Origin of the sequence: Pseudescherichia sp., from assembly GCF_031987975.1 — a bacterium.
Taxonomy (GTDB): Bacteria; Pseudomonadota; Gammaproteobacteria; order Enterobacterales; family Enterobacteriaceae; genus Pseudescherichia.
Window position 1 is genome coordinate 73,329 of the sequence record NZ_DALZYX010000005.1, and the last position, 18,701, is coordinate 92,029.

19 protein-coding genes are annotated in these 18,701 nt (G+C 57.6%); 11 read left to right on the forward strand and 8 right to left on the reverse strand.

Going from position 1 to position 18,701, the window contains the following annotated elements:
• The first annotated feature begins 10 nt into the window (after positions 1 to 10).
• Genes urtB through RTN40_RS10095 form a run of 5 tightly spaced genes read left to right on the forward strand, consistent with a single transcriptional unit; the run spans position 11 to position 4,492 of the window.
• Entirely contained in the window at positions 11 to 1,585 is a 1,575-nt protein-coding gene (gene urtB, locus RTN40_RS10075) for an urea ABC transporter permease subunit UrtB (protein WP_312228332.1), read from the forward strand.
• Positions 1,585 to 2,661, forward strand: a complete 1,077-nt coding sequence (urtC, locus tag RTN40_RS10080) for an urea ABC transporter permease subunit UrtC (protein ID WP_312228333.1) — start codon at positions 1,585 to 1,587, stop codon at positions 2,659 to 2,661. Before urtB ends, urtC begins: the two co-directional genes overlap by 1 nt.
• Positions 2,654 to 3,445: an urea ABC transporter ATP-binding protein UrtD gene (urtD, locus tag RTN40_RS10085; protein WP_312228334.1), complete on the forward strand. Its 792-nt coding sequence runs from the start codon at positions 2,654 to 2,656 to the stop codon at positions 3,443 to 3,445. The genes urtC and urtD overlap by 8 nt, the downstream gene beginning before the upstream one ends.
• 1 nt (position 3,446) lies before the next feature.
• Positions 3,447 to 4,145, forward strand: coding sequence for an urea ABC transporter ATP-binding subunit UrtE (urtE, locus tag RTN40_RS10090; RefSeq protein ID WP_312228608.1), 699 nt, complete (start codon positions 3,447 to 3,449; stop codon positions 4,143 to 4,145).
• A 47-nt stretch (positions 4,146 to 4,192) separates the two neighbouring features.
• Entirely contained in the window at positions 4,193 to 4,492 is a 300-nt protein-coding gene (locus RTN40_RS10095; protein ID WP_312228335.1) for a DUF1161 domain-containing protein, read from the forward strand.
• Positions 4,493 to 4,496: 4 nt separating this feature from the next.
• On the opposite strand, the gene bioD is transcribed toward RTN40_RS10095, so the two are convergent.
• The 3 genes from bioD to RTN40_RS10110 form a co-directional block, all read right to left on the reverse strand.
• Entirely contained in the window at positions 4,497 to 5,192 is a 696-nt protein-coding gene (gene bioD, locus RTN40_RS10100) for a dethiobiotin synthase (protein WP_312213547.1), read from the reverse strand.
• 125 nt (positions 5,193 to 5,317) lie between these two features.
• Positions 5,318 to 6,538: a sugar metabolism global transcriptional regulator Mlc gene (gene mlc, locus RTN40_RS10105; protein WP_312228336.1), complete on the reverse strand. Its 1,221-nt coding sequence runs from the start codon at positions 6,536 to 6,538 to the stop codon at positions 5,318 to 5,320.
• A 107-nt stretch (positions 6,539 to 6,645) separates the two neighbouring features.
• Positions 6,646 to 7,566 carry a LysR family transcriptional regulator gene (locus RTN40_RS10110; RefSeq protein ID WP_312228337.1) on the reverse strand — a complete coding sequence of 307 codons (921 nt, stop codon included), beginning with the start codon at positions 7,564 to 7,566 and terminating at the stop codon, positions 6,646 to 6,648.
• Positions 7,567 to 7,675: 109 nt separating this feature from the next.
• Between RTN40_RS10110 and RTN40_RS10115 the strand changes: the two genes are divergently transcribed.
• Positions 7,676 to 8,929, forward strand: coding sequence for an MFS transporter (locus RTN40_RS10115; protein ID WP_312228338.1), 1,254 nt, complete (start codon positions 7,676 to 7,678; stop codon positions 8,927 to 8,929).
• Between the two features lies 1 nt (position 8,930).
• Here the strand turns inward: RTN40_RS10115 and RTN40_RS20995 are convergent, their stop codons facing one another.
• Positions 8,931 to 9,023 (reverse strand): KPN_01571 family protein, encoded by a 93-nt coding sequence (locus RTN40_RS20995; protein WP_409418522.1) that lies wholly within the window; start codon positions 9,021 to 9,023, stop codon positions 8,931 to 8,933.
• Positions 9,024 to 9,204: 181 nt separating this feature from the next.
• Here RTN40_RS20995 and RTN40_RS10120 point away from each other — a divergent pair, with 181 nt between their 5' ends.
• The 3 genes from RTN40_RS10120 to RTN40_RS10130 all read left to right on the forward strand — a co-directional run bounded on the left by RTN40_RS10120 (position 9,205) and on the right by RTN40_RS10130 (position 12,147).
• Positions 9,205 to 10,689: a carboxypeptidase M32 gene (locus RTN40_RS10120; protein WP_312228339.1), complete on the forward strand. Its 1,485-nt coding sequence runs from the start codon at positions 9,205 to 9,207 to the stop codon at positions 10,687 to 10,689.
• A 156-nt stretch (positions 10,690 to 10,845) separates the two neighbouring features.
• On the forward strand, positions 10,846 to 11,100 hold the full coding sequence (asr, locus tag RTN40_RS10125; protein WP_312228340.1) for an acid resistance repetitive basic protein Asr: 255 nt from the start codon (positions 10,846 to 10,848) through the stop codon (positions 11,098 to 11,100).
• A 231-nt stretch (positions 11,101 to 11,331) separates the two neighbouring features.
• Positions 11,332 to 12,147: a serine protease gene (locus RTN40_RS10130; RefSeq protein ID WP_312228341.1), complete on the forward strand. Its 816-nt coding sequence runs from the start codon at positions 11,332 to 11,334 to the stop codon at positions 12,145 to 12,147.
• On the opposite strand, the gene RTN40_RS10135 is transcribed toward RTN40_RS10130, so the two are convergent.
• From RTN40_RS10135 to RTN40_RS10150, 4 genes are all read right to left on the reverse strand, one after another.
• Positions 12,148 to 14,310 (reverse strand): bifunctional diguanylate cyclase/phosphodiesterase, encoded by a 2,163-nt coding sequence (locus RTN40_RS10135; protein WP_312228342.1) that lies wholly within the window; start codon positions 14,308 to 14,310, stop codon positions 12,148 to 12,150.
• A gap of 158 nt (positions 14,311 to 14,468) precedes the next feature.
• Positions 14,469 to 14,606: a hypothetical protein gene (locus RTN40_RS10140; protein WP_312228343.1), complete on the reverse strand. Its 138-nt coding sequence runs from the start codon at positions 14,604 to 14,606 to the stop codon at positions 14,469 to 14,471.
• A 64-nt stretch (positions 14,607 to 14,670) separates the two neighbouring features.
• Positions 14,671 to 15,102: a hypothetical protein gene (locus RTN40_RS10145; protein ID WP_312228344.1), complete on the reverse strand. Its 432-nt coding sequence runs from the start codon at positions 15,100 to 15,102 to the stop codon at positions 14,671 to 14,673.
• Positions 15,103 to 15,258: 156 nt separating this feature from the next.
• Complete coding sequence (locus RTN40_RS10150) at positions 15,259 to 15,498, reverse strand: hypothetical protein (protein WP_312228345.1); 240 nt, start codon at positions 15,496 to 15,498, stop codon at positions 15,259 to 15,261.
• A 428-nt stretch (positions 15,499 to 15,926) separates the two neighbouring features.
• On the opposite strand from RTN40_RS10150, the gene RTN40_RS10155 reads away from it, so the two are divergent.
• Both RTN40_RS10155 and RTN40_RS10160 read left to right on the forward strand, forming a co-directional pair.
• Positions 15,927 to 16,811, forward strand: coding sequence for an SDR family oxidoreductase (locus tag RTN40_RS10155; protein ID WP_312228346.1), 885 nt, complete (start codon positions 15,927 to 15,929; stop codon positions 16,809 to 16,811).
• Between the two features lie 48 nt (positions 16,812 to 16,859).
• The gene (locus tag RTN40_RS10160; protein WP_312228347.1) at positions 16,860 to 18,695 is read left to right on the forward strand and encodes a glycoside hydrolase family 15 protein; all 1,836 of its coding nucleotides are present in this window, start codon (positions 16,860 to 16,862) and stop codon (positions 18,693 to 18,695) included.
• Positions 18,696 to 18,701 lie beyond the last annotated feature (6 nt).

The window sequence follows — 18,701 nt, forward strand, 5'->3', positions numbered from 1 at the left end:
TCGAGCGACCATGAAAATAGTTACGCGCTTCGGCCTCTTCTTTGCCTGCTGCCTGCTGTTCATCGGCCCGGCCGCTGCCGGACCGGCGAGCGAGTACGGCGCTGCCAGCCGCACTCAGCAGGCGCAGCTGTTACAAACCTGGTCCGCCGCGCCGGATGCATCGCGCCTACCCCTGCTTCAGGCGCTACGCCAGGAGAACGTGGTCGTCGATAAGCGCGGCCAGCTCTTTACTCAGTCCGGAGAGACCCTGACGCCGCTGGAGGGCAACGCAGCCCCAGAGGGAAACCCACGCCGGATCTTTATGAACAACCGCATCCGCACCCTGGTAGCGAATGCCCTTGCCGCCCACCAGCTGGTCAGCAACGATCGCACGCTGCGTCTCGCCGCCGCGCATAATTTGCAAAACGACGCCACGGCGGAGCAGCTTCCCCTTATTCAGCAGCGTCTGGCCCTGGAGCAGGATAGCGAGGTGAAAACGGCCCTGCAGCTGGCCCTCGCCAATTTACAGCTCGGGGATGCAAACCCACAGGTGCGCCTGCAGGCGGTGAAGGCGCTGAGCGAAAGCAGCGCCCCGCAGATCCAGGCCAGCCTCCAGCGTCTTACTCAATCGCAAAACGAGCCGGACGCCAGCGTGCGGGCCGCCGCCGCTGACAGCCTGAAGCAGATCCAGCAGCGACTGCGCTGGGGTGACTGGCTGGGTCAGGCCTTCAGCGGGCTGTCGCTGGGATCGATTCTGCTGCTGGCTGCTCTTGGCCTGGCGATCACTTACGGCCTGCTGGGGGTGATCAATATGGCCCACGGCGAGATGCTGATGCTGGGAGCGTACGCCACCTGGCTGGTGCAGGATCTCTTTGTGCGCCTCGCCCCGCAGTGGCTGGCACTCTATCCCATCGTCGCCCTGCCGGTAGCCTTTTTCATTACCGCCGCGATGGGGATGGCGCTGGAGCGGCTGATCATTCGCCATCTCTATGGCCGCCCGCTGGAGACCCTGCTGGCGACCTGGGGCATCAGCCTGATGCTGATCCAGCTGGTGCGCCTGCTCTTTGGCGCGCAGAACCTGGAGGTGGCTAACCCAGGCTGGCTCTCCGGCGGCTGGGCGGTACTGCCTAATCTGATCCTGCCTTACAACCGCATCGCGGTTATCGTCTTTGTGCTGCTGGTACTGGCGCTGACCTGGCTGCTGCTCAACAAAACCCGGCTGGGGATGAACGTGCGGGCAGTGACCCAAAACCGGCGGATGGCCGACTGCTGCGGCGTGCCCACCGGGCGCGTAGATATGCTGGCCTTCGGTCTGGGATCCGGTATCGCCGGGCTGGGGGGCGTGGCGCTGTCGCAGCTGGGCAACGTCGGCCCCGAGCTGGGCCAGGGCTATATCATCGACTCATTTTTAGTGGTGGTACTGGGTGGCGTCGGCCAGCTGGCAGGCACGGTGGTGGCGGCCTTTAGCCTCGGCATCATCAACAAGCTGCTGGAGCCGCAAATTGGCGCGGTGCTGGGCAAAATCGCCATCCTGATACTGATCGTGCTGTTTATCCAGAAACGGCCACAGGGGCTGTTTGCATTTAAGGGGCGAGTGATCGACTGATGAGCCAACCCATAACCCTGACGCTGGCGCAGCGTGCGCCCCGTCTGACGCGCACCCTGACGCTGGGCATTATTGTCCTGCTGCTGGCCCTGCCTTTTCTCGCCCTGCTGCCGCAGGATCACCCCCTGGCGATGTCCGCCTACACCCTGACCCTGGTGGGTAAGATCCTCTGCTACGCCATTGTCGCCGTGGCGCTGGATCTGGTCTGGGGCTACGCTGGCCTGTTGTCGCTGGGGCACGGGCTGTTCTTTGCCCTCGGCGGCTACGCGATGGGCATGTACCTGATGCGCCAGGCGGCGGGAGACGGCCTGCCAGCGTTTATGACCTTTCTCTCCTGGAGCGAGATGCCGTGGTTTTGGACAGGTACGCAGCACTTTGCGTGGGCGCTGTGTTTGATCGTACTGCTGCCGGGCCTGCTGGCGCTGTTGTTTGGCTATTTCGCCTTCCGCTCGCGCATCAAAGACGTCTATTTCTCGATCATGACCCAGGCGCTGACCTATGCCGGGATGCTGCTTTTCTTTCGTAACGAAACCGGCTTTGGTGGCAATAACGGTTTTACCGGCTTTACGACCCTGCTCGGTTTCCCCGTTACCGCTACCGGAACACGGATCGGCCTGTTTATCGCCACCGTTCTGCTGCTGGTCGCCGCGCTGGGTATCGGTATAGCGCTGGCGCGCAGCAAGTTTGGCCGGGTGCTGACGGCAGTACGCGATGCAGAGAACAGGCTGATGTTTTGCGGCTACGATCCACAGGGGTTTAAGCTGTTTGTCTGGACGCTCTCCGCCGTGCTCTGCGGACTCGCCGGAGCGCTCTATGTCCCGCAGGTGGGGATTATCAACCCGAGCGAGATGTCACCCACCAACTCCATCGAGGCCGCCATCTGGGTGGCGCTGGGCGGGCGCGGAACCCTGATCGGGCCGCTGCTGGGGGCGGGCATCGTCAACGGGGCGAAGAGCTTTTTCACCGTCGCCTTCCCGGAGTACTGGCTCTTTTTCCTGGGCCTGATGTTTATTCTCGTCACGTTGTTTTTACCGCGCGGCGTCATTGGCCTGCTGAGGCGGAGAAAACATGACTGATACCCTTTTTACCCAGCCGCTGCCGCAGGATCGCTACCGGGAGACCACCGATCCGGTACTGCTGCTGGAGAAGATCAACGTCTCCTTCGACAGCTTCCGCGCCCTCACCGACCTGACGCTGGCGATTGGCGTGGGCGAGCTACGCTGCATCATCGGTCCCAACGGCGCGGGCAAAACCACGCTGATGGATGTGATCACCGGCAAGACCCGCCCGGACAGTGGCAGCGTGGTTTATGACCAGAATATCGACCTGACCCAGCTCTCTCCGGTGGAGATTGCGCGGGCGGGCATCGGGCGTAAATTTCAGAAGCCGACGGTGTTTGAGGCGCTGACCGTGGCCGAAAACCTTGAGCTTGCCCTGAAAACCGATAAGTCAGTCTGGGCCAGCCTGCGGGCGAAGCTCAGCGGCGAGCAGCGGGATCGCATCGATGAAACCCTTCAGCTGCTGCGGCTGGGAAACCAGAGCCAACGCCAGGCGGGGCTACTCTCCCACGGCCAGAAGCAGTTCCTTGAGATCGGCATGCTGCTGGTGCAGGAGCCACACCTGCTGCTACTGGACGAGCCTGCCGCCGGACTGACGGACGCCGAGACCGAGTATATCGCCGAGCTATTTCGTACCCTGGCCGGTAAACACTCCCTGATGGTGGTGGAGCATGATATGGGTTTTGTCGATACCATTGCCGACCACGTGACGGTGCTGCACCAGGGCCAGGTGCTGGCCGAGGGTTCCCTGCGCGAGGTGCAGGCGAATGAACAGGTTATTGACGTTTATCTGGGGCGTTAAGATGCTGGAAGTGAATGAACTACATCAATATTACGGCGGGAGCCATATCCTGCGCGGCCTCTCGTTTGCAACCTGTCCTGGCGAGGTGACCTGCCTGCTGGGGCGTAACGGTGTGGGGAAAACCACCCTGCTGAAGTGCCTGATGGGGCTGATCCCGGCCAGGTCCGGCACCATTAGCTGGCAGGGAAAGACCATCAACCAGCAGAAGCCACATCAGCGGGTGCGCAGCGGCATGGCTTACGTGCCGCAGGGTCGAGAGATCTTTCCCCGGCTGACGGTAGAGGAGAACCTGCTGATGGGGCTGTCGCGCTTTGCCGGTTCGCAGGCAAAGCGGGTTCCCGAGGAGATCTACGACCTGTTTCCGGTGCTGCGGGAGATGAAGCAGCGGCGCGGGGGCGATCTCTCCGGCGGTCAACAGCAGCAGCTGGCCATTGGCCGGGCGCTGGCCTGCCAGCCACAGCTGCTGATCCTTGATGAGCCAACGGAGGGCATTCAGCCCTCGGTGATCAAAGAGATTGGCGTGGTGATCAAAACGCTTGCTGCACGGGGGGATATGGCGATCCTGCTGGTGGAGCAGTTTTATGATTTTGCCGCCGAGCTGGCGGACAGCTACCTGGTGATGTCCCGGGGAGCGATCGTTCAGCGCGGCAGAGGGGAAGAGATGGAGAGTCACGGCGTGCGCAATCTGGTAGCGATTTAGCCGCGGCTGCTAGACTAGAGCTATACCCCTGAAAACAGGAGCCGCATATGAAAACGTCCCGTTTGCTCATTGCCCTGGTTCTGTTTGCCGCCGCCCCGGCGTTTGCTGCGCCGGAGTATTGCGAAAAAGTCAGACGCGAGATCAAGCAGCGCATCATGGCCAATGGCCTACCGGAGTCGGCGTTTACGCTCAATATCGTTCCGGCGGGCCAGGCGGACAAGCCCGATACCCACGTGGTCGGCCACTGCGCCAACGATACCTACAAGATCCTCTACACCCGCACCAGCAGCGGCAACGTGCCTGCCGCCGGCGCTGCGCCGGACGGCTCCCGTACCGAGCCGCAGTAGACGCCTAGGCCAGTACCCGATCGGCGATCAGCGTCCGGGTCAGCAGGGTGATGTCGATATAGTGCGCCAGGTCGCGCTGCTCGGCGCGGGGCAGATAGGGTAGCTCGCCAATCAGCGGCGCGGGGATCTTTTTGCCCAGTACGTTAATGATCTCGGCATAATGGGCAAGGCCAGGGTTGATGCGGTTTGCCACCCAGCCGATCAACGGCAGGCCGTCGCTGGCAATGGCCTGGGCGGTCAGCAGGGCGTGGTTGATACACCCCTCCTGGATCCCCACCACCATAATCACCGGAAGCTGCTCCTGCACCACCCACTCCGAGAGCGGACGCAGATCGTTCATCAGGCCGCGCCAGCCGCCGGTGCCTTCAACCACCACATGATCGACGCAGTCGTTAAGGTGCGCCAGGCCCTTCGAGAGCAGACCATAGTTGATGGGGCAGCTGTGAGCAACGCTGCTCTCCTCTTCGCTCAGGGCAATAGGATTTACCGCCTCGTAGGGCAGCGCCAGCGTTGAGACGCTTTGCAGTACCAGCGCATCTCGGTTGCGCAGGCCCTCAGGCGTCTCTTTACTCCCCTTCGCCACTGGCTTGTAGCCAGCTACGCTTCTGCCGCTGGCCGCCAGCGCCTGCAGAAGTGCGCGGGAGACCACTGTCTTCCCGACAGCCGTATCGGTACCCGTAATAAAGAAACGCTTAAGCATCACTTACTCCACCGTTTTGCCGCGAAAATATACACCAGGAAAATAATTCAGAGGAGAAAGTCTAAGTTAAGTCGCCAGGGGCCAATTTGAGGTAGCGCAATTTTTCCTACAACTGTGCGAATTTATCACCCTTGCAACAGACGAATCAGCAACGAACCGTTATACATCGCGTCTTTTACCAGCGCCGCACCCGCCATCGTGCCCTGGTTTGAGAACTGCGTGCTCTCCACGATGATGTGTCGGCTGTAGGCAGGTAGCGACTGCTGGCGAATGCAGTTGCTGATAGCCGGGAAGAGAATATCTGCGGCCTGGCTCAGGGGGGAACCGATCAGAATTTTTTGCGGGTTGAACAGGTTTACCATGATCGCCAGGATGCGTCCGACGTTGGTGCCGACGCCAGCGATAATATCTGTCGCCAGCCGATCCCCCTCCCGCGCCGCCTGGCAGAGGGAGGCAACGGTGAGCGGCTGGCCGTGCAGCTGCGAACTCATCGACTGGTTCATGCGCTGCTGCGCCAGCTCCAACACGCTCTCCACGCTGGCAATGGTCTCCAGGCAACCGTGGTTGCCGCAATAGCAGCGCTTGCCGTAGGGATCGACCTGGGTGTGGCCTATCTCAACCAGGCTGCTGCTGCCCGCGTGCAGCAGACGCCCGTCGGTGATCACTCCAGCCCCAACGTTGTGGTCGATCACCACCTGAATAACGTCCCGCGCGCCACGAGATGCGCCAAACAGCGCTTCCGCCATGGTCCACGCGCTAATGTCGTGTTGAATATAGACCGGCACGCCGGTATGGCGTTCAAGGGCTTCTCCCAGCGCCATATCTTTAACATCCTCATAGAATGGCATCCGGTGCACGATGCCGTTCTCCGTATCGATGATGCCCGGCAGGGTGATGGCGATGGCGGTTAAGCGTTCGAGCTTGCTCTGGTGGCGGATAAAGAACTGGTCAATATGATGAATAACGCGGCTGATGAAAGGCGCATGGGACTGTAACGGCAGCTCGCACAGATCTTCAACCACCAGCTTGCTGCTGAGGTCGCGCAGGGCAAGATGGATCTCGCCCCGGCTGATGCGCAGTGAGAGATAATGCCAGGCTTCGGTCTCTACCATCAGCCCAACGGCAGGTCGCCCACGGCTGCCTGGCTCCTGGATCTCGGTCTCCTGCACCAGGTGCGCCTCGAGCATTTCACGGACAATCTTAGTAATGCTGGCGGGGGCAAGCTGTGCCAGACGCGACAGATCGATACGTGAAACCGGGCCTAGCTGATCGATAAGCCGGTAAACGGCTCCTGCATTGGTCTGCTTAATCTGATCAATATGGCCGGGGGTACTATCAGCAACCACCTCATGCTCCCTTTATTTTCGCGCTTCGAAATAAACTTCTGGCTATGGTGAAGCACTTCCTTAAGGCCGTCAAATTTTTGATTAGCCTTGTGATTTACCGCACAATTTCACCCTTTACGGGGCAAATTCTGGTCGCTTTTAACGCTCTCCAGCAGCTGCTGCTTGAAGTGCAGCGCGGCAGCGCCCTGCTCATGATGCCTCGACCAGACCAGCCACATCTGGGAGACTGCATCGGCTTCGGCAATGGGTAGCCAACGCATCTCGCTAAGCTGCACCCGACAAAAGGAGGCGGGCAGAATGGATACCCCCAGTCCCGCCGCCACCAGACCAATTATAGTCATCGCCTCGCCCACCTCCTGAGCGATATGCGGTACCAGCCCGTAGCGGCGCAGCAGTCCAAGGATATCGTCATACAGTCCCGTCCCGACATGGGGATCGAAAAAGACAAACGGCTCTTGCGCCAGCTGGCCCAGCGTCACCATAGGCTGCCCCGCCAGGGGGTGATCGCATGGCACCATCGCCAGCAGCGGTTCACGCAGGATCACCTCCCACGCCAGCGTCTCCGGCAGCGCGGTATTGCGCATCAGGCCTAGATCCAGCGTCCCATCATGAAGAGGAGCAATTTGCTCGCGGGTATTGATCTCCCGGGTTTGCAGATGCACGTCGGGGTAGCGCCGCCGGAAGGTCGAAAGGGTATCCGAGACCGCTTTAATAAAGGGCGCGGAGGAGGTAAAGCCAACCCGCAGCTCCCCGGTCTGTCCCAGATGCAGGCGAGCGGCACGGGCGGCGGCATCATCTACCTGGGTAAGGATCTGGCGGCTATCGAGTAGAAACTGTTTTCCCGCCGGGGTCAGCGCCACGCTGCGGTTGGTACGGGCCAGCAGCCTGGCACCCACCTGCTGCTCCAGCAGCTGGATCTGCTGGCTTAGCGGCGGCTGAGAGATATTCAGCCGGGCCGCCGCATGACCAAAGTGCAGCTCTTCTGCCACGGCAATAAAGTAGCGCAGGTGACGCAGCTCGATATTCATATTTTTAATGTATTATTTGAGATTATTAATATATTAGACAGAATATTTACATTTTCCTACCCTTATCGGTAATCGCTTTATAGCAGTAACACACCACTAAGGATCCTCTGTGAGCCGTACTACCGTCGTTGACATCGCCCCGGCGAGCGATGCCGACGTGCAGACCACCGCTATTCCCGCCACGCCCTATATCAAACGCGGCACGCCCCAGTTTATGCGCGTTACCCTGGCGCTCTTCTCTGCCGGACTCGCCACCTTTGCCCTGCTCTACTGCGTGCAGCCGATTTTGCCGGTACTCTCCCACGAGTTTGGCATCTCACCGGCCAGCAGCAGTATTTCGCTGTCGATCTCTACCGCCATGCTGGCCATTGGGCTGCTTTTTACCGGCCCGCTCTCGGATGCCATCGGGCGCAAACCGGTGATGGTCACCGCTCTGCTGCTGGCCTCGTGCTGTACGCTGCTCTCCACAATGATGACCAGCTGGCACGGGATTTTGATTATGCGGGCGCTGGTGGGGCTGTCGCTGAGCGGCGTGGCGGCGGTAGGGATGACCTATCTAAGCGAAGAGATCCACCCCAGCGTAGTGGCTTTTTCGATGGGTCTCTACATCAGCGGTAACTCTATCGGCGGCATGAGCGGACGCCTGCTTAGCGGCGTGTTTACCGACTTCTTTAGCTGGCGCATCGCCCTGGCGGTTATCGGCTGCTTTGCCCTCGCCTCGGCGCTGATGTTCTGGAAAATCCTCCCGGAGTCGCGCCATTTTCGCCCCGCCTCGCTGCGGCCCCGATCGCTGATGATTAACTTCCGCCTGCACTGGCGCGATCGTGGCCTGCCGCTGCTGTTTCTGACTGGCTTTCTGCTGATGGGGTCGTTCGTGACCCTGTTTAACTACATCGGTTACCGCCTGATGCAGTCGCCGTGGCAGCTGAGCCAGGCGGTGGTGGGTCTGCTCTCCGTGGCCTATCTAACGGGGACCTGGAGTTCGCCAAAGGCCGGGGCGATGACTGCCCGCTTTGGACGCGGGCCGGTGATGCTGGTCTCGACGGGAGTGATGCTGGGGGGAGTGCTGCTGACGCTCTTCTCGTCGCTGGGGCTGATCTTTGCCGGGATGCTGCTCTTCTCGGCTGGCTTCTTTGCTGCCCATTCGGTCGCCAGTAGCTGGATCGGGCCAAGGGCGCGTCGGGCAAAAGGCCAGGCCTCATCGCTCTATCTTTTTAGTTACTATCTGGGATCGAGCCTGGCGGGAACGGCTGGCGGTCTGTTCTGGCACAGCTATGGCTGGAACGGCGTCGGCGGTTTTATTGCCGTGATGCTGCTGGCCGCGCTGCTGGTGGGCCGCAGCCTTCACCAGCGGCTGCATTGAGTTATAACATGCTCATGATTGACGCTGCACCCATCATTTCCCGAACGGCATCGAATGCCATTAGTGCAGCTATTATCCAAATAAACGGATTCATCGTGGCTACCTGCCTTGATTATTAAATAACATCAATGAATATTGATGCAGGAGTATTACATAAATCCGAAAAGATGTGCAAAATTAAGCCTTTCGTTTGATGGCAATCAACAAAACCGGTCGTAATTTACCTTACGTCATGAATAATGGGATTGACCCATACCGACAATAACCGAGGCACAATGGATAACAGCAACTACCAGCAGCTGACCCGCACCTTTCAGCGTCTATACCGTTTCTCGCACCTCTCTTCCATCGCTGGCTGGGACATGATGACCATGATGCCCGCCGCCGGGAGCGCTGCCCGGGGCGAAGCGTTGGCGGAGATTAGCGTCCTGAAACACCAGATCCTGACGGATAAAAAAGTGGCTCAGTGGCTGGAAGCAGCAGCGCAGGAAGATCTGAACGACGTTGAGCAGGCCAACCTGCGCGAGATGACCCGTCACTATCAGCAGGCGGCAGTGCTGCCGGAGGCGCTGGTAGAGGCGAAGTCGCTGGCGGGCAGCCGCTGCGAGCACGCCTGGCGTACCCAGCGCCCTGCGAATGACTGGGACGGTTTTTCCGCCAATTTGAAAGAGGTGGTTAAGCTGAGCCGTGAAGAGGCAACGCTGCGTGCGGCGGCAAAAGGCTGTACCGCCTACGACGCGCTGCTGGATCTCTATGAGCCAGATATGACCGCGGCGAAGCTTGACGTTCTCTTTGCCGATCTGAAATCCTGGCTGCCGGACCTGCTCAATCAGGCGGTAGCAAAGCAGGCACAGCGCCAGCTTATCGCGCCAGTCGGCCCGTTCCCGGTAGAGAAGCAGCGCGAGCTGGGCCTGGCGGCAATGCACACCCTCGGCTTTAATTTTGATGCGGGTCGTCTGGACATCAGCGCCCACCCCTTCTGCGGCGGCGTGCCGGAGGATGTGCGCATCACCACTCGCTATGACGAGAACGATCTGCTGGGCGCGCTCTTTGGCGTTGTGCATGAAACCGGACACGCCCGCTACGAGCAGAACCTGCCCCGCAACTGGCTGGGACAGCCGGTAGCCGAGGCCCGCTCAATGGCCGTACACGAATCGCAAAGCCTGTTCTTTGAGATGCAGCTTGGCCGCAGCAAGGCATTTTTACAGCGTTTACTGCCTGCGGTCATTGAGCGTTTCGGCGCGCAGCCCGCGTTTACCGAAGAGAATTTCATCGCCTGGAACCAGCAGGTGCAGCCTGGCCTCATTCGCGTGGATGCTGACGAGGTAAGCTATCCCGCGCATGTTATCCTGCGCTATGAGATTGAGCGGGCGCTAATTAACGGTGAAATCGAGGTAGAGGATATTCCGGCCCTGTGGGATGAGAAGATGCAGCACTGGCTGGGCATCTCAACCGTGGGCAACTACCGCGACGGCTGTATGCAGGATATTCACTGGACCGACGGCGGCTTTGGCTACTTCCCGTCCTACACCCTTGGCGCGATGTACGCTGCGCAACTGTTCCATGCCGCACGCACCGCGCTGCCTAACCTTGATGCTTCCATTGCCGAAGGTGATTTCAGCGCCCTGTTCGAATGGCTGCGACAGAATATCTGGCAGCACGGCAGCCGCTTTACCACTGCCCAGCTGATTGAATCCGCCACCGGCGAAGCGCTGAACAGCCGCTACTTCCGCCAGCATCTTACCGCACGTTATCTGTAACGTATCTGGCCGGGTAACCCGGCCTCTCTCTGGGTTTGTACAAAGCGTTACACAGCGATACCAATCACTCACGGAAGCCTCGCAATGAGAAGCATATAGTCTCTTCACCGGCCCCGCAGTGGGGTTGAATGATGAAACCAATTCGAGGATATCAGAATGAAAAAAGTATTAGCTCTGGTTGTTGCCGCTGCTATGGGTCTCTCTACTGCTGCGTTCGCAGCTGATACCACGGCGACTACCGCTGCGCCAGCGGCCACCGCTCAGACCCAGAGCGCTGCGCCGGCTGCCAAAACCACGCACCACAAAAAACACCACAAAGCTGCTGCCCAGAAAGCACAGGCTGCAAAGAAACACCATAAAAAAGCAGTAAAACACACCGCTGCTAAACCGGCTGCCCAGCCAGCTGCCTAAGTTTGACGCTTACCACAGCGCCCGCCCCCGGGCGCTGTTTCAGGAGGAACCATGCTGCAACGCTACCGCTTCGAGCTGATTTTGCTGGTGCTGATCGCCTGTGCGCTGATAACCCTCCGCCTCTCTCTTTCCTGAATGTAGTACGCTGATTTTACTCCCCCTTTCCTCCCGTCCCGTCTATAGTTGTTGCTTAGGGTTTGAATAATCATTAATGCCCCACCAGAGTGTGATATGCATAAATTCGGTATTCTGCTATTGGGTTCGTTTTGCTTATTTTCTTTTTCCAGCCATGCCGATGATGATGCCACTGCAGCCGCTGAGATCAAGACGCTGTTTTTTAACCATGACGACCGGGTGCGGATAAGCAATCCAACGCAGTCGCCGTGGGACGCTATCGGCCAGCTGGAGACCGCCAGCGGCAATCTTTGCACCGCGACGCTGATCTCCCCGCACCTGGCACTAACCGCCGGGCACTGTCTGCTGACGCCGCCCCGTGGAAAGGCTGATAAAGCCGTGGCGCTGCGCTTTGTGGCGCAGAACGGCAGCTGGCGCTACGAAATTCATGGTATCGAAGGGCGAGTGGAGCCAACGCTTGGCAAGCGCCTGAAGCCAGACGGTGAGGGCTGGATCGTACCGCCTGCCGCCGCGCCGTGGGATTTTGGCCTGATCGTGCTGCGCTATCCGCCGTCGGGCATTACGCCCCTACCGCTTTTTGAGGGCGATCGCGACGCGCTCACCGCCGCGTTAAAGGCTACCGATCGTAAGGTAACGCAGTCCGGCTATCCACAGGATCATCTGGACAACCTCTATAGCCATCAAAACTGCGTGGTAACCGGCTGGGCGCAGGAGAGCGTGCTCTCTCATCAGTGCGATACCCTGCCTGGGGATAGCGGCTCGCCGCTGATGCTTAAGACCGAGGACGGCTGGCGGCTGATCGCCGTGCAAAGCTCCGCACCGGGCGCGAAAGATCGCTGGCGCGCCGATAATCGGGCCATTGCCATCACCGGCTTTCGCGATCGGCTCGACGCGCTGGCGCAGACGCAATAATTAACCCTGGCGGCGTTGACGGTGTTGCCGCAGCGCGTCAATGGGCATTGGCTGGCTAAAGAAATAGCCCTGAAGCCGATCGCAGCCCGCCAGGCGCAGCAGTTTCATCTGTTTTTCGTTCTCTACCCCTTCAGCAATCACCGCCATACCGAGCGCGCTGGCAATGCGGATCGTACCACCCACCAACGCCGCCGCCTGTTCGTCATCATCGACCAGCCCGGCCAGCGACTTATCAATTTTGATGGTGTCGAAATTGAAACGACGGAGATAGCCAATGCTGGAGTAGCCGGTACCAAAGTCGTCCAGCGCAATAGCGGTGCCTAGCGCTTTAAGGTTACGGATCGCCGCACAGGCGCGCTCCGGGTTCTCAAGAACATAGGTCTCTGTAACCTCAAGCTGCAGGCGGTGCGCGGGGAAACGACTATCCCGCAGGACGCTTGCTACCTTGTTTTCAAATTCAGGATCGCGAAACTGCGCCGGGGAGATATTTACCGACAGTTTGAGATCGCTAAAGGGTTGCAGGTCCATGCAGGCACGGCGCAGAACAAACTGCCCGAGGGGGTGGATAAGACCGCTGGTCTCGGCAATGGTAATAAATGCGTCCGGCGGCAAAGCGCCCGCAGGCCGCCCCGGCCAGCGCACCAGCGCCTCAACACCCACCGTCTGCTGGCTGCGCGCATCCACAATCGGCTGATACCAGACGTCAAATTCGTTGCGCATCAGGCCATCGCGAATATCGTTTTCGATGGCAAGCTGGCGTTCACGCGTGCTGTTCAGCTCTGCATCGTAGTGGGTAACCTGCCCTTTACCATTCATTTTCGAGTGGTACATAGCGATATCTGCCCGGCGGAACAGCTCCGTGCTTGTACATTCCAGCAGCGTGCCGCTGGCAATGCCAATGCTGGCACCAATATAGATTGTGCGTTCGCCAAGGCGAACCGGCAGGTTCAATCCCGCCAGCACCTGCTCTGCAAAGCGGCTGGCTTTCTCGCTGGCCTGGCTGCCACCGATCATCATGGCAAACTCATCCCCGCCCATCCGCGCCAGCATGCCGCTGGGGGGAACCTTATCGCGCAGGTTTTTGGCAATCTCGACAATAAGGCGATCCCCTACGTTGTGCCCGTAAATATCGTTGACGTCTTTGAATCCGTCGAGATCGATTAACACTACGCAGATGGCCTCATTGGGATCCTCCAGGCTCAGCGCCTCCAGCCGCGCCAGTAGCGCCCGGCGGTTCGGCAGGTGGCTCAGCCAGTCGGTCATCGCGGTGCTGCGGGCCAGCTTCTCCCCTTTGGCCAGCTTATAGAGTCCAGCGCTGCTTAGTATGATAAACAGCAATATCAGACCGGCGACGAGGGCAGTAATCTGGCGGATCTCCCATGCCGCCGCGTGGGCTGCTTTTGCGCCGGGTAGCTGTGGCTCCCAGCTTAGATAGCCCAGCAGATCTCCCGCCGAACTTATTAGCGGCACGCTGGAGTCATGGGTTCTGTTGAGGCTAAAACGCAGATTATCAATCTGAAAGGTATCCCCCAACGTTTTAAGATTTTGGGTATCAATGTGGCGGGTAATGACCAGATATCGGCGCGTATCGCCCTCCGCTGGCGGTGAGCCAACAACAGGCCGGATCAGGCCTATACCAATAAAAGCGACGCCGTGGCGGGTGCGGGTGATCCCAGCATAGATATGTTGCTCACCAGGCAGCGCATGGTGATGCTGATTAATGAGCGCTTTAAAACCCGCGCCAAAAAACTCAAGATCCCGCTCGTTAAAGGGTTTACTACGAAAGGATCCCCACAGCACGGAATAGTGCTCGTCCAGAATAAAGGTACCGTCATAAAGGTTATTAATCTTATATCCCGCGCCCCAGGTATTATTAAGCCACTGGCTATCGAGCTGTGGGCGATACACTTCACGAACCGCGTCGTCCCAGACGGCGTTATCAATCACCAGCGACCAGACGCGATTAACCGAAGTCTGTATTGCCCCCTGTACCGACAGCGCCGAACGGTGTTCATCTATTTCGTTAGTTTTACTGCTAACAAGGTGCAGGGAGAGATAGAGCAGTGCCACCACGGAAACAATCAATCCAATGCCGGCAATAACGATCATTACAGAGAGTGTTTTTGCAGTAGGGATATTATGCCAGCTTAACGGTTTAAACATTCACCGCCCTCTTATCCGTCTGAACGGCCATCATCTTTTCGTTGGTTTTCTTATTTAATCGTAATACAGGAAGCCGATTTCGCTGCCCGTTAATCGTGAAAACTGATAGCGATCACAGCGGCAGCGAAAGGGCTTGGGTGCAGATGTTTGGCGTAAAGCTAGCTGGCTTTGAACGGATCCTTATGATCGTCCTGACTGTCATCCCGTTTGCGGGGCAGTTCGCCCTGCTTAGCGGGATTGTCCTTAACCGGCTTGGTCTCTTCTGCTTTTAAGGGGGAAGCATGTTTATCCGTCATTGTATTCTCCTGTTGTTACCTCACCTGAAGTTTAGTCAACGATTCATCATCCGGGTAACAGAATCTAAGGCCGCCATGCCGGTCGCTTTCGGCCTGTCCCGCGAGCCGGACGAATTAGCGAGTAGCCTGACTCGATAAACTCACGGTTATCTATAGCCCTGGCGCCCTGCTTATCCCTCTGCCATAGCGCCGTCAGGGCATTAAATGCCAGCTGTATCTCGCCATCCGGCGTATTAACAATATATTTTCCGCTCGGTAAGTAACCACAGGAGTAAGTTATTCTACGCATTGGCGGCGCTTCCACTGCATATTCAATTTTGCGAAAACCGGTGGTGGCTGTGGTAAAAAGATAAAACGGCAGGCTGGTTATTTTTAAATCACCAAAGTCGGCGATAATTTCGCCGTCACGAAGCAGCTTCAGCCCTTTTAGAACCAGACTAACGGAATGGGATCCCTCATAGGTGGGATATTCCGCCTTAAAATAGACAAAATTCATGTATGCCTCTACAACCGCAGTTTTCTACTGCATCAAAATAAGATTAGCAATGAAAACGCAGCCATAACTCTTTTTTGTCGAAGTAGAGACAATCGGGCGGGATCTTCCGCAGCAGCAAAAGGAATAGGCGCTACTGCGGCTAGAAACAAGACATGCTCAGGCAACTTTATCCGCTACGGGAGTTTCACACTGACGCAGGCTGAGCTGCAGATCGTAAATCAGACTTTTGACCATTTCCGGGGATAACTGGAAAAACTGAGAATCGAAAGTGCTGGCTCCCGCGGTATGGGGAGACGTACTGAAGCCAAACTGAACCACAACGCCGTTATGATCCTCCACCGGGCCTACCTGCCAGCCAATGACTGGAAACGCAGGAAATACGGGCTCTTTGCTCATCCTAAATCTCCTTATAAACATGATGCATAATGAAATCTTTGCAGCCAATCTCGTTAGCGGGGCTTAAGATTCATCTTAAACTCACCAGCGGAATTTTCAGTTTAGCTTACCGTCAGGCAGACACAAGCCGACCCAATGAATTAGGGGCTATAACATTGTAACCAGGAGCATTCTGAACCATTTCTTACGTTACGTTAACAGTACTTTCGTATGATTTTCTCTTTCGCGCATTTTATTTAGCACAGGTTTTACTGAATGCCAGAAAATTACGTCAAAAGCTTACATTTTAACGACGTAGCATAATTCCAACGTAAAAATAACTTCCACGTAAATTTTTTAAAGTATTAGCATAATTTTTAAAAAAAATAGCGGATCGGCGTATTGCTGACTACGTTTATTACTGGTTCATTCAAACGAGACGGATAATTATGACGACCCAAGATAACAACCTCCCACACTATCCACGCCCTCCTTTTGTAGAGCAAACTCAGAAAGTGCCGGGGCTTGCGTCAGAAATGAAGCCGATCCCCGATCATGGTGAAACCAGCTATACCGGTTCGGGTCGGCTGGCAGGGAAAAAAGCGCTGATTACCGGTGGTGATTCCGGTATCGGGCGTGCCGTCGCTATCGCCTATGCCCGGGAAGGTGCCGATGTCGCGATCAACTATCTGCCGGAAGAGGAATCTGACGCCGAAGCGGTGATTGCATTAATTAAGGCTGAAGGGCGTAACGCCGTTGCGCTGCCGGGCGATATCCGCTCAGAAACCTTCTGCCAGCAGCTGGTGGTTGAGGCCATCAATAAGCTTGGCGGGCTGGATATCCTGGTGAATAACGCGGGCCACCAGCAGTTCTGTGAATCGATCGAAACACTCACCACCGAAGCCTTTGATGAGACTTTTAAGACCAACGTCTATGCGCCGTTCTGGATCACCAAGGCAGCCGTGCCGCATCTGAAAGAGGGCGCGGTGATCATCAATACCTCTTCCGTGCAGGCTTTCCAGCCGAGTGACATTCTGCTGGACTACGCCCAGACCAAAGCCTGTAACGTGGCGTTTACTAAAGCGCTGGCCAAACAGCTAGGTCCTAAGGGCATCCGCGTGAACGCCGTTGCGCCTGGTCCATACTGGACGCCGCTGCAGGTCTGTGGCGGTCAGCCGCAGGAGAAAGTAAAAGCTTTTGGTGAGTCTGCCCCGCTTGCTCGCCCCGGCCAGCCAGTAGAGATCGCCCCGCTCTATGTTCTGTTTGCCTCTGATGAAAGCTCGTTCTCGTCTGGCCAGGTATGGTGCTCTGACGGCGGCACCGGCACGGTGTAATGACAGGCAGGCTCCGCCTGCCTTATCGATTTTGCAGGATAAGCATTAATGAAGAATCAACCTTTATCCCGAACCGAGCGTATCGATGGCTATGCAGGCCTTGGCGACTATGCCGCCATTGGCGATGGCCGGTCGGTAGCGCTGATTGCGCCTGATGGTGCTATCGACTGGTGGTGTGCGCCTAACATGGATTCGCCTCCGCTTTTCGATCGCATCCTGGATACGCAATTCGGGGGTTATTTTCAGATCGAACCGATCGATGACTATTGCATGCAGCGCCAGTATCGGGAAAACAGCAACGTGCTGGAGACCTGTTACACCACAGAAAAGGGTAAGGTCAGATTTACTGAATCCCTTAACAGTAACAATGCAGGCCGTCTGCCATGGTGCGAGCTGGCACGGCGCGTTGAAGGCTTAGAGGGCGAAGTCACTCTGAAGCTGGTCTTTGTACCCGGCACCGCCGCCTATACCCGCTCCTCCTGGATAAGTGATTCAGCTAAAGGCCAGATTGTTCACGTGGGCGATCTGATGGCCATGCTGCGCACTACGTCTGATATTGAAATCACCCTTGTCGATGACAAGATGATTGAAGGCACCTTTACCGTTAAAGCAGGATCACGTTCGCTGGTGGCCCTGCTGGTTAGCGACAAGGAGCCGCTGGCGGTGCCCCCGCTGGAGAGAATTGACGAACGTATCGACGTCAGCGACAAAAACTGGGTGTCATGGGCGGAACATCTGAGCTATGAAGGGGTGCATAAGCAGCACGTTGTACGATCTGCGCTAGCGCTTAAGTTTCTGCTCTACTCGCCAACCGGCGCGCTGGCTGCGGCCCCAACCACTTCGCTCCCGGAGGGCATTGGCGGTGAAAAGAACTACGATTACCGCTACGCGTGGATCCGCGATGCCTGCCTGATCATTCGTGCCTTTGCCTTTATCGGTGCGCTTGAGGAGTGTAAAGCGGCCTTCTCGTGGCTGACCCATACCATTGTGCGTCACGAAGGCAAGCTGCGCGCCTGCTATACCCTCGACGGCGACGTCGTTCCGAATGAGACCTATTTGCCACTTGACGGCTATAAGGGTTCAAAACCGGTGCGAGTAGGTAATAACGCCCAGAGCCAGCAGCAGCTCAGTATGTATGGCGACATGCTCGATACCGCCCTGCTCTTTGTTCATGCTGGCCATATTCTGGATCTCACTACCGCCCGGCTGCTGGCCTCGCTGGCCAATGAGTGCGCTGATACCTGGCGACAGGATGACTGCGGTATCTGGGAGCTGCCCGAACGGCGTCACTATACCCATTCCAAAATGGCGTGTTGGGTAACGCTGGACATTGCCGTCCGGCTGGCAGAAGACGGTCATATCGAAAAAACCTGGGTCAACCGCTGGTCCCGGGAGCGAGACCGGATCAGCGACTGGATTGAAACCCAGTGCTGGTCTGAAGAGAAGCAGGCCTACACCTTCTATGCAGGTTGCGATCATCTGGACGCAGCCATGTGCCTGACATGGTACTACGGGAAGAAAGTTGACCCCGAGCGGATGAAATCGACCTATGAGGCCATATACGAAGAGCTGGGGCACCACTCACCGATGCTCTATCGCTACAGCGAAGTTGAGAAAGAGGAGAGCACTTTTGTGGCCTGCTCGTTCTGGCTGGTTGAGGCGTGGGCGCGGCTGGGCAACACAGCTAAGGCCGCAGAGTATATGGATACCATCCTCGACAGCCTGTGCGACAAAGGCAACGTCGAGAACTTTAACGAGATGTTTGACGTGCGCACCGGCGAGTGGCGCGGCAATGTCCCGCAAGGGCTAAGCCATCTGTCACTGATCTGCGCTGCCGACGCGCTATCACGATTCCGCGACGGCGAAAAACAGTGGCACGTCTGACGAATC